Raw genomic sequence first — 13,399 nt, forward strand, 5'->3', positions numbered from 1 at the left:
CCAGCCCGTCGCCGGCGATGAGCCGCAGCAGCAGCGACAGGTGCAGCAGCGCGAGCGGCAGGTAGAGCACGCGGGAGTAGGGCAGTGGCCGCTACGACCTCGCCCGCCGCACCGTGCGCACCAGCGGCCTGACCCGCTACATGGCGGTCGCGCTGCTGTCCGGCTACGCCTGGCTGGCCACGACCGGGGTGCTCTGGATCGTGTTCGGCCACATGACCAAGGCGATATCGCACCAGGCGTCGTATGACGCGATGCTGCACGCGCTCTTCCTCGGCTTCGTGATCTCGATGATCTTCGCGCACGCGCCGGTCATCGTGCCCTCGGTGCTCGGGCGGCCACTGCCCTACTCCCGCGTGCTCTACCTGCCGCTCGCGCTGCTGCACCTGTCGCTGCTGCTGCGGCTCATCGCCGGCGACGGGCTGGACAACACGGCGGCGTGGCAGTGGGGCGGGATCCTCAACGAGGTGGCGCTGCTGCTGTTCATGGGCCTGGCGGCCTACCAGCTGTTCGTGCGCAAGGCGCCCCAACCGGCAGCGGCGCCAACCCGTTCCGGCCCCGGCTGACGCAGCTCAGAGGCCAAGGTCCTTGGCGATGATGACCTTCATGATCTCGCTGGACCCGCCGTAGATCCGCGAGACGCGGGCGTCCGCATACATCCGGGCGATCGGGTACTCCAGCATGTAGCCGTAACCGCCGTGCAACTGCAGGCAGGCGTCCATGACCTCGCCCTCCAGCTCGGTGGTGAACAGCTTGGTCCGCGCGGCGTCAGCGCCCGACAGCGTGCCCGCGTCGAGCTCCTCCAGCGCCCGGTCGAGCAGGTGCCGGCCCGCCTCCACCTTGGCGGAGAGGTCGGCCAGGACGAACTTGGTGTTCTGGAACGACGCGACCGGCGTGCCGAAAGCCTTGCGCTCCAAGGTGTATGCCGTGGTGAGCTCGATCGCCCGCTCGCTCGCCGCCTGCGCGTGGACGGCGATGGACAGCCGCTCCTGCGGCAGGTTGGCCGTGAGCTGGTCGAACGCGGCCCCCTCGTCGCCGAGCCGGTTGGCGACCGGCACCCGCACGTCCTGGAACGACAGCTCCGCGGTGTCCTGCGAGCGCAGGCCCAGCTTGTCCAGCTTCCGGCCGCGGGTGAACCCCGGCATGCCCTCCTCGACCACGAGCAGGGTGAGGCCGGCTCGGCGGTCCTTCGCGTCGCGCGCCGTGCGGGCCACCACGACGACGAGGTCGGCCTGGATGCCGCCGGTGATGAAGGTCTTGGCGCCGGAGAGGACGTAGTCGTCTCCGGCGCGGACCGCCGTCGTCGAGATGCCGGCCAGGTCCGAACCGGTCCCGGGCTCGGTCATCGCGATCGCCGAGACCGATTCTCCCGACACGAATCCGGGGAACCAGCGCTCCTGCTGCTCGCGGTTCGCATAGTGCAGGAAGTAGGGCAGCACCACGTTGAGGTGCAGCTGCACCGCGCCGGCCGAGGCCCCGCTGCGTGCGACCTCCTCACCGAAGATCGCGTTGTAGCGATAGCTGCTCTCGCCACCGCCCCCGAACTCCTCCGGCACCTGCACACCGGTGACGCCCAGGGCGCCCAGCTCGGCATACAGGCTCTTGGGGGTCAGCCCCGCGCGCTCCCACTCCGGGGTGCGTGGCAGGACCTTGTCCTCGAGGTAGGCGCGCACCATCTCGCGGAACGCCCGCTCCTCGTCCGTGCTCGACCGGCCCCGCACGACGTCAGAGGCCGAGCTGTGCGGCGGCCTCGGCCGAGGAGTCGCGCAGCAGCTGGGTGCACCGCTGCTGTTCGTCCGTCTCTCCGATCGCGGCCGCGGCGTGGGCGAGAGCCGCGAAGGCCCGCAGCACGCCGCGGTTGGGCTCGTGCGACCACGGGACCGGTCCCTGCCCGCGCCAGCCGTTCTTGCGCAGAGCGTCCAACCCGCGGTGGTAGCCGGTGCGGGCATAGGCGTAGCCCTGCACGGTCAGCCCGTCGGCCAGAGCGTCCTCGGCCAGCTGTGCCCAGGCCAGGGAGGACGTCGGGTAGGCGGCGGCGACCTGCTCGGGATGCACGCCCTCCTCCAGCTTGGCCGCGGCGGGGTCGTCCGGCAGGTTCGTCGGGGGGATGCCCAGCAGGTTCTGCCCCGCGGTCACCGGCTGGTCCCGGCGCTGCTCAGGTGCTCGCACGCCTCCACGACGCGCGCCGCCATCGCGGCCTCCGCCTCCTTGCCCCACGAACGCGGGTCGTACTGCTTCTTGTTGCCGACCTCGCCGTCGACCTTGAGCACGCCCTCGTAGTTGGTCAGCATGTAGCCCGCGACCGGCCGGGTGAACGCGTACTGGGTGTCCGTGTCCACGTTCATCTTGATGACGCCGTAGCTCACCGCGGCGGCGATGTCCTCGGCGGACGAGCCGGAGCCGCCGTGGAAGACCAGGTCGAACGGCTTGGCACCTGGCTCCAGTCCCTTGGCCTTCGCCACCGCCTCCTGCGCGTCCTTGAGGATGTCGGGGCGCAGCTTGACGTTGCCCGGCTTGTAGACGCCGTGGACGTTGCCGAACGTCAACGCCGTGAGGTAGTGGCCCTTCTCGCCCAGCCCGAGCGCCTCGGCGGTGGCCAGCGCGTCCTCGGGCGTGGTGTAGAGCTTCTCGTTGATCTCGTTGGCCACGCCGTCCTCCTCGCCCCCCACGACCCCGATCTCCACCTCGAGCACGACGTGTGCCGCGGCCGCCAGCTCGAGCAGCTCCTCGGCGATCTGCAGGTTCTCCTCGAGCGGCACCGCCGAGCCGTCCCACATGTGCGACTGGAACCACGGCGTGCCGCCGGCCTTGACCCGCTCGGTCGACGCCGCGAGCAGCGGACGGACGAAGCCGTCGAGCTTGTCCTTCGGGCAGTGGTCGGTGTGCAGCGCGATGTTGACGTCGTAGTTCTTCGCCACCTGCTCGGCGTAGGACGCCAGGGCGAGCGAGCCGGCGACCATGTCCTTGACGGTCGGGCCGGAGAGGTACTCGGCACCGCCGGTGGAGACCTGGACGATCCCGTCACTGCCCGCCTCGGCGAAGCCACGGATCGCGGCGTTGAGGGTCTGGCTGGAGGTGACGTTGATCGCGGGGTAGGCGAAGGACTCGGCCTTCGCGCGGGCGAGCATGTCGGCGTAGACCTCGGGGGTGGCGATGGGCATCTGGGCTCCTTGCTCCGGCAGTGGTCCGTCGGTGGCAGTCGGCGCGCGCCGCTGCCCTGCTCCGATCCTTCCATGTTCGTCCCGGGAGCATCAGGGGCCTCCTCCAACCGTGACCGGGGACCGCGGGCCGGCCTGCCCGTTAGGGTCGAGAAGGCAGCCCCCACCGGCCCGAGGAGACTCCGCATGACCGATCACGCTCGCGCCTACCCGGCCACCCGACGCGACGACACGGTGGAGGTGCTGCACGGCGTCGAGGTGCCCGACCCCTATCGCTGGCTCGAGGACCCTGACTCCGACGAGACCAAGGCGTGGGTCGCCGCCCAGAACGCCGTCACGCAGGAGCACCTGTCCGCCCTGCCGGCGCGAGCATGGTTCCAACGGGTGATGGAGGGCATCGTCGGCAGCCCGCGCGTCGGCGTGCCCGACCGGCACGGAACGCACCTCGTCGTCACACGCAACGACGGCACGCAGGAGCAGGACGTCTGGTATGCCGTCCGCTCGCCCGAGGACGTGGCTTCCGGCGGCCGCGTGCTCATCGACCCCAATCAGTTGTCCGCACACGGCTCCACGTCAGTCGGTGGGGTCACGGTGAGTCTCGACGACTCACTCCTGGCCTATGCGCTGAGCGACGCCGGCAGCGACTGGATGACCATCCGGGTGCTCGACCTGGCCACCGGGGAGCCGGTCGACGATGTGGTGGAGCAGGTCAAGTTCTCCCTGGCGACCTGGCTTCCGGACCACGCGTCATACCTCTATCTGCACTTCCCCACGCAGGGTGGCGCGACCGGCACCGATGCGAGCGAGCTGCCAGGGGGCCGGTTGATGCTGCACCGGCTGGGGCGGCCACAGCCCGAGGACGAGCTGGTGCTCGAGTTCCCCGACCAGCCAAGGCTCTTCGCGACGCCGGAGACCTCGCACGACGGGCGGTGGGTCATCGTCCACCTGGCCGAAGGCACTGAGCGCAACAACCGGCTGTGGGCCTTCCCCGTCGAGGACGGGCCGGCCGGGTCGCGCCTCGGCGAGCCGGTGCGGGTCGTCGACGAGGTTTGTGCGGCCTATGAGTTCATCCGCACCGACGGTGACGAGCTCTACCTGCGCACCGACGCCGACGCGCCGGCCGGTCGCGTCGTCAAGGTCGACCTGGGCCGGGCCCGCGAGACCGGAGGAGCTGAGTTCGCCCCGGTGCTGCCGGAGTCCGACGCCACCCTGCTCCACGTGGTGGCCGGTGGCGACGAGCTGATCGCCTACTCGCTGGAGGACGCCCAGCCCCGGTTGCGCCGCTACGGGCTCGACGGGACGCCCCGCGGAGAGGTGGCGGTCGGTCCGGGCGGGCTCACCGGCCTGTCCGCCCACGTGGGGACGCCGGACGTGTTCATCGGGGTCTCGACCGTCACGACGCGCTCGCAGCCGCTGCACCTGGACCTGTCGACCGGCACGCTCACGAGGCTGCCCCTGCCCGAGGGAGGCACGTTCACCCCTCCCGAGGTGGTGACGCAGCGGCGCCGCGCCACCAGCAAGGACGGCACGAGGGTGCCCTACTTCCTGGTCCACCGCGCGGACCTCGATCTGGACCAGCCGCGGCCGACCCTGCTCTACGGCTACGGCGGCTTCGACGTCCCGGTCCTGGCCGACTTCCGGCCGGCGTGGCCGGCCTGGCTCGCGGCGGGTAGGGTGCTGGCCATCGCCAACCTGCGCGGGGGCGGCGAATACGGTGCGGCCTGGCACGACGCTGGACGGCTGCGCCACAAGCAGAACGTGTTCGACGACTTCATCGCCGTCGCCGAGGCGCTGCAGGCCGAGGGGGTCACCACGGCCGCACAGCTGGCGCTCCACGGCGGCAGCAACGGGGGCCTCCTGGTCGGTGCGACCATGACCCAGCGGCCCGAGCTCGCAGCCGTCGCGCTGCCCGCCGTCGGAGTGCACGACATGCTCCGGTTCCACAAGTTCACCATCGGCGGCGCGTGGACCTCCGACTTCGGCTCGCCGGACGACCCCGAGATGTTCGAGGTGATCCGCGCCTACTCGCCGCTGCACAACGTGCGGGAGGGCACGGCATACCCTGCGACGCTGGTGACCACGGGCGACCACGACGACCGCGTGGTGCCGGCGCACAGCCACAAGTTCACCTCCACGCTGCAGCACGCCCAGCGCGGTCCGGCGCCGGTGCTGACGCGGGTGCAGACCTCCGCCGGCCACGGCATGGGCAAGCCATCCAGCGTGGTCGCCGCCGAGACGGCCGACCTGCTGGCCTTCGCCGCCGCCCACACCGGCCTGACCCCCTGACCGCTCGCCCGGAATGATCGTTGGGTTTGCGACCAAACCCAACGATCATTGCCCACGAGCGCGGGAGGTGGGAGTGGGGGCGGGAGTGGGCGTGGGGGCGGTGACGGGCTGGTCGAAGACGTGGCGGCGGACCCAGGCGTGCATCGCGATCGCCGCGGCGGCGCCCGCGTTGATCGAGCGGGTCGAGCCGAACTGGCTGATGTCGAGCACCACGTCGCTGGCCGCGACCGCCTCGGCGCTCAGCCCCGGCCCCTCCTGCCCGAACAGCAGCAGACAGTGCCGCGGCAGGTCGAAGGTCTCGATCGGGCGGGACCCGGGCAGGTTGTCGATGCCGATGATCGGTATGCCGGCCGGTCCCTCGCCGTTCGCCGCCGCCGGACCCGCCGGACCCGCCATGCTCGCCCAGGCGGCCAGGTCCGCGACGGTCGGGTGGTGGTGCTCCTGCTGGTAGCGGTCGGTGACCATGGCGCCGCGACGGTTCCAGCGACGCCGGCCGATGATGTGGAACGCGGCCGCGCCCATCGCGTTGGCGGTGCGGATCACCGAGCCGATGTTGAAGTCGTGGCCCCAGTTCTCCACGCCCACGTGGAAGTCGTGCCGCCGGGTCCGCAGGTCCGCGACGATCGCCTCGTGGGTCCAGTAGCGATAGCGGTCCACGACGTTGCGGCGGTCTCCCTCCGTCAGGAGCGACACGTCATACCGAGGGTCCGGCCGGCCGTTCGCGTCGACCGGCCAGGAGCCCCGCCACGGACCGACGCCCACGTCCTGCTGGTCCTCGCTCACGACATTCACTCTCTCAGCACCGGCACAGACTCCGTCACGTACCCTCGTGCGTGTGATGCCTGCGCTGGGTCCCGAGTGGATGGACCCCAACTACCTGCTGCAGCAGTTCGGGGACCAGTTCTTCTGGGTCAGCGTGCTGATCGTCTTCATCGAGTGCGGGCTGCTCTTCCCGATCCTGCCGGGCGACTCGCTGCTGTTCGCGATGGGCCTGTTCATCTCCAACGGCAGCGTGCACATGCACCTGTGGGTCGCGCTGCTGATCCTCAGCGCGTCGGCCTTCGCCGGCAACGTCGCGGGCTACGAGATCGGGCGGGCGGTCGGGCAGCCGCTCTACGAGCGGGACGGCCGGCTCCTGAAGAAGAAGTACTTCGACCAGACCCACGCCTTCTTCGACAAGCACGGCAACAAGGCCCTGGTGATCGGCCGGTTCGTGCCGATCGTGCGCACCTTCATCACCGTGGTGGCGGGCGTGGGCCGGATGGAACGGCGCCGGTTCTTCACCTGGAGCGGGATCGGGGCCCTGCTGTGGGCGTGCAGCATCACCCTGCTCGGCTACTTCCTGGGCAAGCAGTTCCCCGCACTGCAGGACAACCTCGAGCTCGCGATCCTGGTGATCGTGGCGTTCTCGCTGGTGCCGGCGGTGGTCGAGTACGTCCGGCACCGGCGCCAGTCACGGACCGGCACGAACGCCGGGTCCGTCGAGGCTTCCGGGCAGGCGCCTCACCGCGCCGACGACGTCTCCGACCAGCACTAGCCGGACGCGGCGCCACTCAGTAGCGCGTGCCCACTGCCGCCGGTATACCGTCCAGCTCGGTCAGGTCCTCATCGGTCAGTGCCAGGTCGGTCGCCGCGATGTTGGCCTCGAGGTTCTTGACCTTGGTGGTGCCGGGGATCGGGACGACGTGGTCGCCCTGGGCCAGCACCCATGCCAGCGCCACCTCGGCCGGGGGCACACCGTGCCGGGTCGCCACGGCCCGCACGACGTCGACGATCGCCTGGTTTGCCGCGCCCGCGTCGCCCGTGAACCGTGGCAACCGTCCGCGGAAGTCGGACGCATCGATCGTCTTCGTGTCGAGCGCCCCGGTCAGGAACCCCCGACCGAGCGGTGAGAACGGCACGAACACCGCCTCGTGCTGGGCCGTCCAGGCCACCACGTCACCGGCCGGGGCACCGTCGGCGGTGCTGCCGCCACGTGCGTCGCGGGTCCACAGCGAGAATTCCGACTGCACCGCGGCGACCGGATGGATCGCCTGCGCGCGGTCGCACTGCTCGACCGACACCTCGCTGAGCCCGAGGGCGCGCACCTTGCCGTCGGAGACGAGCTCCGCCATGGCGCCCCAGGTCTCCTCGAGCGGGACGTCCGGGTCGACGCGGTGCAGGTAGTAGAGATCGATGACCTCGGTGCCGAGGCGGGTGAGGCTGGCGTCGACCGCCTCCCGGATGTGCTCGGGCCGTCCGTCCCGCGCTGTCGCAGGGGCGTTCGGCTCGCCCGTCGACACGAGGCCCACCTTCGTGGCGAGGACCGCCTCGTCCCGGCGTCCCTCGAGGGCCCGACCGACGAGCCGCTCGTTGTGCCCCGCTCCGTAGTAGTCGCTGGTGTCCAGCAGCGTGACGCCCGCGTCAAACGCGTGGTGGATCACCTCGATCCCGGCGGCCTCGTCACGAGCCTCGGGCGCGACATACGCCCAGCTCATGCCCATGCAGCCGAGTCCGATCGCGCCGACCGGCCGGTCGAGGACGGGGATGGTGCGCTGGTGCATGGTGATTCCTTCCTCTCGAGAATTCACCCTACGACGCCCACGCCGGGACGTCCTGCGCCACGGTCGCCTCACCAACCGGAACGCAGGACGTTACGGGCCGGTGGCGGGCAGGGTCACCGTCCGGGGTGGGTGCTACACGCGCATCGCCGCCGGGAGGACGAAGTAGTAGAGGCACCCGATGGCGATCAGGTAGACCAGGATGATCAGCGTCCAGCTCATGTTGTTGCGGATGACCTCGCCCTCGTTGCGCACGAACTTCGTCGTCGCCACCCCGACGCTCGCGGTCTGCGGCGCCACGGGTTTGCCGACCTCCGCCCCGATCGAGTTCAGCGACGGGAACAGCAGCACCGGCGCGCCGAGGATCTTGCCGACCGTGAACTGGAAGTGACCGAAGACCGCGTTGGACGAGGTGTTGCTGCCGGACAGCGCGACGGCGATCCAGCCCAGGATCGGCGCGAGGATGATGTAGACCGTCCCGACCTTGGCGAAGCCGTTGGCCATCGAGTTGGCCATGCCGCTGTAGTTGAAGACGTAGGCCAGACCGAAGATGAAGGGGCCGACGAGCAGCGCGCCCCACATCTGCTGCCAGGTCTGCGCGAACACGGCCTTGAACGCCGAGCGCGGAGGACGCAGGTAGGCCAGGATCAGCAGCCAGGACGCGAGGATCGCGGTGCCTGCCACGGCTGGAGCGAACTTCCACGAGGCGCCGCCGGTGGTCCCGGCCAGTGAGTCGATGAACTGCACCGTCGGCTGGTAGGGGACGTACTTGGGCAGCGGCGACCACGGCCCGGTCCACAGGATCACGACCACGATCAGGATTCCGAACGGCACCAGCGCGCGGACGACGCGACCCGGGGCCACGGCCGCGGCCGGCTCGTCGGGTCCTCCTGCGGCCGACATGGCACCCGGGCCGTCCCCGGTGGACAACGCCCCGGCCTCCTGCCGCCGCACCTCCTCGGGTGTCAGCTCGTGGCCGCCGAAGCCGAGGACCTCCTTGGGCCGCCAGACCCGCAGGAGCGCGAAGAGCGCGACGAACGACACCAGCGCGCCCGTGATGTCCGGCAGGTACGGTCCGACGAACTCGGCGATCGGGAACTGCCCGGCGATGTAGCCGAACGAGCCGACGATCGCGAGCGGCCAGCCGGTCCTGATCCCCTTCTTGCCACTGACGAGGTAGATCAGCACCCATGGCGGGGCCAGCGCCAGGATCGCGACGATGCGCCCGATCGACTGGGACAACGCAAAGAGCGGCAGGCCGGTCACGGCGGCCAGGCCGATGATCGGAGCTCCCAACGCCCCGAACGAGACGGGAGCGTTGTTGGCCAGCGCGGCGACGCGGATCGCGGACAGGTCGGCCACTCCCAAGGCGATCAGGATCGGCGCCACGACGGCCCACGGGTAGCCGAACCCGACCAGACCCTCCATCAGGGCCCCGAACGACCAAGCCAGCAGCAGGGTCTGCACGCGGATGTCCGCCGTCGCCTGGCGCACGAGCCAACCCTTGAAGTCGCCGAAGGCACCGGTCACGACCAACGTGTTGTAGACCACCACGCCCCAGAACACGATCCAGTCGACCGACCAGACGCCCGTGGCCGCGCCCAGACCGTATGACGCGAAGGTCGCACCCACCGGGGTGCTCCAGACGAGGATGCCGAGGATGATCGTCACCGCGGAGCCGATGATCACGGCCCGCCAGGCGGGCATCCGGAACACCGCCAGCAGGACCAGGAGGACGGCGACAGGGACGAGCGCCAGGAGCGTGTCGCCGGGAATGGAGCCGAGGGGGTCGAGGACTTGTCGGAACATGCGGACTCCCGTCTCGTCCGGTCGGGCGTCCCGGTGCGCGGCAGCCGACGACCGAACTCATCTCCGTCATGCGGGCTGAAACTTCCGAAGGAGGGCTATACCCCCGGCGAGGACGTTCAAACCCCCTGCCCGCTGCCTACGCTGTCGGGCCGGGCGCCCACACCGATACCGTCCTGACCATGACGATCACGATGGCAGGCAGCCCGCTCGAGCACGACCTGCCGCGGCAGCGAGGAGTGCTGGTCACCGGAGCGTCGCGAGGCGTCGGCGCCGAGGTGGCCCGGCTCTTCGCCTCCGCGTGCGGAGACCGGGTCGCGGTGCACTACCGCTCGTCCCGCGCCGAGGCCGAGGCCGTGGTGGCCGGACTCGAGGGCGACGGGCACGCGCTCGTGCAAGGCGATCTCGCCGATCCGGCTCAGGTCGAGCGGCTCGTCCGCGACGCCGCCGCCGCTCTGGGCAGGATCGACGTGCTGATCAACAACGCGGCGCTGTTCGCCGAGGACCCGGCCACCCAGGGAAGGCGACTCGACCTGAGCGTCGAGCACTCGTCATACGAGGAGTGGGTCCAGGGTTGGCGCCGCACCACCGACGTCAACCTGCTGGGCACGGCCAATGTCACCTACCTCGTGGCGCGGCACATGCTCGAGGTGGAGCCGGCGACCGGGTTCCCCCGCGGTCGGATCGTCACGGTCGGGTCGCGGGGCGCCTACCGTGGTGAGCCGCAGGTGCCGGCCTACGGCGCGAGCAAGGCCGGCGTGCACGCGATGACCCAGTCGCTCGCCGTGGCGTTGGCCCCGCATGGAATCGGCTGTGTCGGCATCGCCCCCGGCTTCATCGCGACCGACATGGGCGCCGCCGTGCTCGACGGGCCGGAGGGCGATGCGGTGCGCGCCCAGAGCCCGTTCGGCCGGGTGGCGATGCCCCGGGAGGTGGCCGCGGCGATCATGGCGCTGGCCCAGCCGGGCGCCGAGTGGGCCTCTGGAGCGATCCTCGACTTCAACGGCGCCTCCTACCTCCACTGACGCGAGGGCCGAGCGGGGCGCGGCGCCTAGGATCGGGGCCATGCCTGCCGAGATCGAGACGATGGACGACGTGCTGGTGGCCGCGCGGAGCTCGCTGCGGGGCGATCGGGTGCGCCTGCGCGAGCTGCGGGACGCCGACCTCGCCCCGCTGCAGGCCTGGTGGCGCGACCCCGAGGTCGCGGTCTTCAACAACCAGGTCAAACCGCAGCCCGATGCGCTGGTCGAGGAGATGCTGCGGGGGTGGAGTCGCAACGACGCGGCCGGCTCGGCGGCCTTCTGCATCGAGACCCTGGATTGCGAGCTCGTCGGCCACGCGGCCTTGTTCGGCGCTGAGGCCCAGAACCGGTGCGCGACCTTCGGGATCTTCCTCGACCCCGCGCGGCAGGGACAGGGCCTCGGTTCGGACGCGACCCGGCTGATGGTGCGCTACGGCTTCGAGACCCTCGGCCTGCACCGGATCGAGCTGTCGGTCAACGCGCTCAACACGCGCGCCGTGGCGGCCTACGAGAAGGCCGGTTTCGTCCGCGAAGGGCTGCTGCGCGAGAAGCTCTACTACGCCGGCGCCTTCCGCGACCAGGCCATCATGGGCGTCTTGGCTCCCTGATCCCGGCCGGGGTCAGCGAGCCGGTCCCTCCGGGCTGGTCGACGGCGGGGAGACCGGGCTGGTGGACGGAGGCGACACCGGGCTGCCGGGCTCTCCCCCAGCGGGTGCCCCCGCTCGCCCGGCGGGACCGGCGCTGCCTCCGGTGGAGAAGTCCACCGAGGGCGCCTCCCGCTGGGCCTGCTCCTCGACCTCGAAGTACTCCGCCCGGGTGATGTGGGCGATCCCGGCAATGATGTTGGTGGGGATGGTCTCGACCTTGGTGTTGAGCTGACGCACGTTGGCGTTGTAGTAGCGCCGGCCGGCCGCGATCCGGTCCTCGGTGGCGGCCAGCTCGTTCTGCAGTGCGAGGAAGTTCTGGTTGGCTTTCAGGTCGGGGTAGGCCTCGGCGACGGCGAACAGTCGGCCCAGCGCCTGGGTCAGCATGTTCTCGTTCTGTGCCGCCGCGGCCGGGCCCGCCCCGCCCGCCATCGCGGCCGACCGGGCCTGCATGACGCCCTCGAGGGTCCCCTTCTCGTGCGCGGCGTAGCCCTTGACCGTCTCCACGAGGTTGGGGATCAGGTCGTGCCGCCTCTTGAGCTCGACGTCGATCTGGTGCCAAGCCTCCTGCACCAGGTTGCGCAGCTTGATCAGCCCGTTGTAGGCCGTCACGGCCCAGATGCCGAGTATGACGATGATGGCGACGATGACGCCGATCACGATCCACATGGAGAGGCTCCCCTAGAGTTGTCCGTTGGGCCGATGGTAGCTGCCCACGACCGGTCAGGGGTCGGACGCCGGGATGGCTCTCCCGGGTCCATTCGGTCAGGCGAGCCCCAGCTCCTCGAGGCTGTATGCCGACACGTAGGTCAGTCCCTCGGCCTCCAGCTTCTCCTTCGCACCGGTCGCACGGTCGGCGATCGTGGCCACTGCAACCACCTCCGCGCCCTCGTCGCGAGCGGCGGCCACGGCGTCCAGCGGCGAGGCTCCGGTCGTGGTCGTGTCCTCGACCACGACCACCCGCCGGCCCTTGATCGAGGGGCCCTCGATGCGCTGCTGCAACCCGTGGGCCTTGCCCGCCTTGCGCACGACGAAGGCGTCGAGCCGGCCGCCGGCCGCGGCAGCTGCGTGCAGCATGGCCGTCGCGACCGGGTCTGCGCCGAGGGTGAGACCGCCCACGGCGTCGAACCGGAGGTCACGGGTGAGGTCGGACATGACCTGGCCCACGAGCGGAGCGGCCTCTCCGTCGAGGGTGATGCGGCGCAGGTCGACGTAGTAGTCGGCCTCCTTGCCGGAGGACAGGGTCACCCGGCCGTGCACGATGGCCTTGTCCTTGATCAGCTCGAGCAGGCGGTCACGGGCGGGGGTCGAAGAGTCGGTCACAAGCCCCCACCCTATCGAGCCACCCGTACGGCGTCCCGGGCGCGAGCTCAAAGACCCGAGGCGGGACGCCACAGGGCGGCGTCGGACCTCCCGCGCTCGAGGCCGGCACGCGCCGCCTCTGCGATGCCGTCGGCGGTCAGCCCCTGCTGATCCAGCAGCGCGTCACGGTCACCCATGCCCAGGAAGTCGTCGTCGAGTCCCAGAGTCACCAGTGGCACGGCGACTCGGCCGGTGCGCAGCGTTCGAGCAACCAGGTCGCCGAATCCGCCTGATATCGCGTTGTCCTCGACCGTCACGACCAGGTCGTGGGCGCCGGCCGAGCGCACGACCTCCTCGTCGAGCTCGGAGATCCACCGTGGGTCGACGACCGTGGCCGTGACACCCGTCTTGCGCAGCAGCTCGGCCGCCTCGAGCGCCTCACGAGCGAGCGGTCCGACCGTGAGCAGCAGCACGTGTCGGGGCGACTGGTGTGGCGGTCGTGCCAGGACGTCTGCACCGCCGAGGTGTGCGACGGCCGGGATCGGGTCGCCGGCCCTGCCCTTGGGGTAGCGCACGGCGGTCGGGCCCTGCTCGTGTGCGACGGCCTCGCGCAGCAGCAGCCGCAGCTGGTCACCGTCGCGGGGC

At 70.8% G+C, this 13,399-nt stretch carries 14 protein-coding genes; 5 read left to right on the forward strand and 9 right to left on the reverse strand.

All coding sequences use genetic code 11. The features are described 5' to 3' along the window. The first annotated feature begins 113 nt into the window (after positions 1–113). A complete protein-coding gene (locus FRW57_RS08995) occupies positions 114–563 on the forward strand; it encodes a hypothetical protein (RefSeq protein WP_152185844.1) in 450 nt (149 codons plus the stop codon). A gap of 6 nt (positions 564–569) precedes the next feature. Here FRW57_RS08995 and FRW57_RS09000 read toward each other — a convergent pair whose 3' ends face one another. From FRW57_RS09000 to fbaA, 3 genes are read right to left on the reverse strand one after another with little or no spacing between them, the layout of a single operon-like run. After that, positions 570–1,718, reverse strand: a complete 1,149-nt coding sequence (locus FRW57_RS09000) for an acyl-CoA dehydrogenase family protein (RefSeq protein WP_238384735.1) — start codon at positions 1,716–1,718, stop codon at positions 570–572. A gap of 4 nt (positions 1,719–1,722) precedes the next feature. Then, positions 1,723–2,133, reverse strand: a complete 411-nt coding sequence (locus FRW57_RS24425; protein ID WP_152185848.1) for a DUF3151 domain-containing protein — start codon at positions 2,131–2,133, stop codon at positions 1,723–1,725. Then, positions 2,130–3,158 (reverse strand): class II fructose-bisphosphate aldolase, encoded by a 1,029-nt coding sequence (gene fbaA / locus FRW57_RS09010; RefSeq protein WP_152185845.1) that lies wholly within the window; start codon positions 3,156–3,158, stop codon positions 2,130–2,132. Before fbaA ends, FRW57_RS24425 begins: the two co-directional genes overlap by 4 nt. A gap of 183 nt (positions 3,159–3,341) precedes the next feature. Here fbaA and FRW57_RS09015 point away from each other — a divergent pair, with 183 nt between their 5' ends. Further along, complete coding sequence (locus tag FRW57_RS09015) at positions 3,342–5,441, forward strand: prolyl oligopeptidase family serine peptidase (protein ID WP_152185846.1); 2,100 nt, start codon at positions 3,342–3,344, stop codon at positions 5,439–5,441. A gap of 45 nt (positions 5,442–5,486) precedes the next feature. Here FRW57_RS09015 and FRW57_RS09020 read toward each other — a convergent pair whose 3' ends face one another. After that, positions 5,487–6,224, reverse strand: coding sequence for a TrmH family RNA methyltransferase (locus FRW57_RS09020; protein WP_203230273.1), 738 nt, complete (start codon positions 6,222–6,224; stop codon positions 5,487–5,489). Positions 6,225–6,279: 55 nt separating this feature from the next. Here FRW57_RS09020 and FRW57_RS09025 point away from each other — a divergent pair, with 55 nt between their 5' ends. Continuing rightward, positions 6,280–6,978, forward strand: a complete 699-nt coding sequence (locus FRW57_RS09025; protein WP_137122174.1) for a DedA family protein — start codon at positions 6,280–6,282, stop codon at positions 6,976–6,978. Between the two features lie 16 nt (positions 6,979–6,994). Here FRW57_RS09025 and FRW57_RS09030 read toward each other — a convergent pair whose 3' ends face one another. Further along, the gene (locus FRW57_RS09030; RefSeq protein WP_137122151.1) at positions 6,995–7,984 is read right to left on the reverse strand and encodes an aldo/keto reductase; all 990 of its coding nucleotides are present in this window, start codon (positions 7,982–7,984) and stop codon (positions 6,995–6,997) included. A 132-nt stretch (positions 7,985–8,116) separates the two neighbouring features. Next, positions 8,117–9,790, reverse strand: a complete 1,674-nt coding sequence (locus FRW57_RS09035) for an L-lactate permease (RefSeq protein ID WP_137122152.1) — start codon at positions 9,788–9,790, stop codon at positions 8,117–8,119. A gap of 179 nt (positions 9,791–9,969) precedes the next feature. Between FRW57_RS09035 and FRW57_RS09040 the strand changes: the two genes are divergently transcribed. Together FRW57_RS09040 and FRW57_RS09045 are read left to right on the forward strand one after the other, a co-directional pair. Then, on the forward strand, positions 9,970–10,812 hold the full coding sequence (locus FRW57_RS09040) for an SDR family NAD(P)-dependent oxidoreductase (RefSeq protein ID WP_238384736.1): 843 nt from the start codon (positions 9,970–9,972) through the stop codon (positions 10,810–10,812). A 40-nt stretch (positions 10,813–10,852) separates the two neighbouring features. Beyond that, positions 10,853–11,416, forward strand: coding sequence for a GNAT family N-acetyltransferase (locus FRW57_RS09045; RefSeq protein ID WP_203230274.1), 564 nt, complete (start codon positions 10,853–10,855; stop codon positions 11,414–11,416). Between the two features lie 12 nt (positions 11,417–11,428). Here FRW57_RS09045 and FRW57_RS09050 read toward each other — a convergent pair whose 3' ends face one another. The 3 genes from FRW57_RS09050 to FRW57_RS09060 form a co-directional block, all read right to left on the reverse strand. Continuing rightward, positions 11,429–12,121 (reverse strand): LemA family protein, encoded by a 693-nt coding sequence (locus tag FRW57_RS09050; protein ID WP_137122153.1) that lies wholly within the window; start codon positions 12,119–12,121, stop codon positions 11,429–11,431. A 96-nt stretch (positions 12,122–12,217) separates the two neighbouring features. Beyond that, positions 12,218–12,775: an orotate phosphoribosyltransferase gene (pyrE, locus tag FRW57_RS09055; RefSeq protein ID WP_137122154.1), complete on the reverse strand. Its 558-nt coding sequence runs from the start codon at positions 12,773–12,775 to the stop codon at positions 12,218–12,220. 47 nt (positions 12,776–12,822) lie between these two features. Then, positions 12,823–13,399, reverse strand: a 577-nt coding sequence (locus FRW57_RS09060; protein WP_275263129.1) for a transketolase C-terminal domain-containing protein, incomplete at its 5' end; no start/stop codon positions are given.

Source organism: Segeticoccus rhizosphaerae, from assembly GCF_009192725.1.
GTDB classification, from domain to species: Bacteria; Actinomycetota; Actinomycetes; order Actinomycetales; family Dermatophilaceae; genus Segeticoccus; species Segeticoccus rhizosphaerae.

Excerpts from the sequence above, each read along its gene's own strand:
- fbaA (WP_152185845.1), bottom strand. The coding sequence starts at position 3,158 with ATGCCCATCGCCACCCCCGAGGTCTACGCCGACATGCTCGCCCGCGCG.
- FRW57_RS09015 (WP_152185846.1), top strand. The coding sequence starts at position 3,342 with ATGACCGATCACGCTCGCGCCTACCCGGCCACCCGACGCGACGACACG.
- FRW57_RS09025 (WP_137122174.1), top strand. The coding sequence starts at position 6,280 with ATGCCTGCGCTGGGTCCCGAGTGGATGGACCCCAACTACCTGCTGCAG.
- FRW57_RS09030 (WP_137122151.1), bottom strand. The coding sequence starts at position 7,984 with ATGCACCAGCGCACCATCCCCGTCCTCGACCGGCCGGTCGGCGCGATC.
- FRW57_RS09035 (WP_137122152.1), bottom strand. The coding sequence starts at position 9,790 with ATGTTCCGACAAGTCCTCGACCCCCTCGGCTCCATTCCCGGCGACACG.
- FRW57_RS09040 (WP_238384736.1), top strand. The coding sequence starts at position 9,970 with ATGACGATCACGATGGCAGGCAGCCCGCTCGAGCACGACCTGCCGCGG.
- FRW57_RS09045 (WP_203230274.1), top strand. The coding sequence starts at position 10,853 with ATGCCTGCCGAGATCGAGACGATGGACGACGTGCTGGTGGCCGCGCGG.
- FRW57_RS09050 (WP_137122153.1), bottom strand. The coding sequence starts at position 12,121 with ATGTGGATCGTGATCGGCGTCATCGTCGCCATCATCGTCATACTCGGC.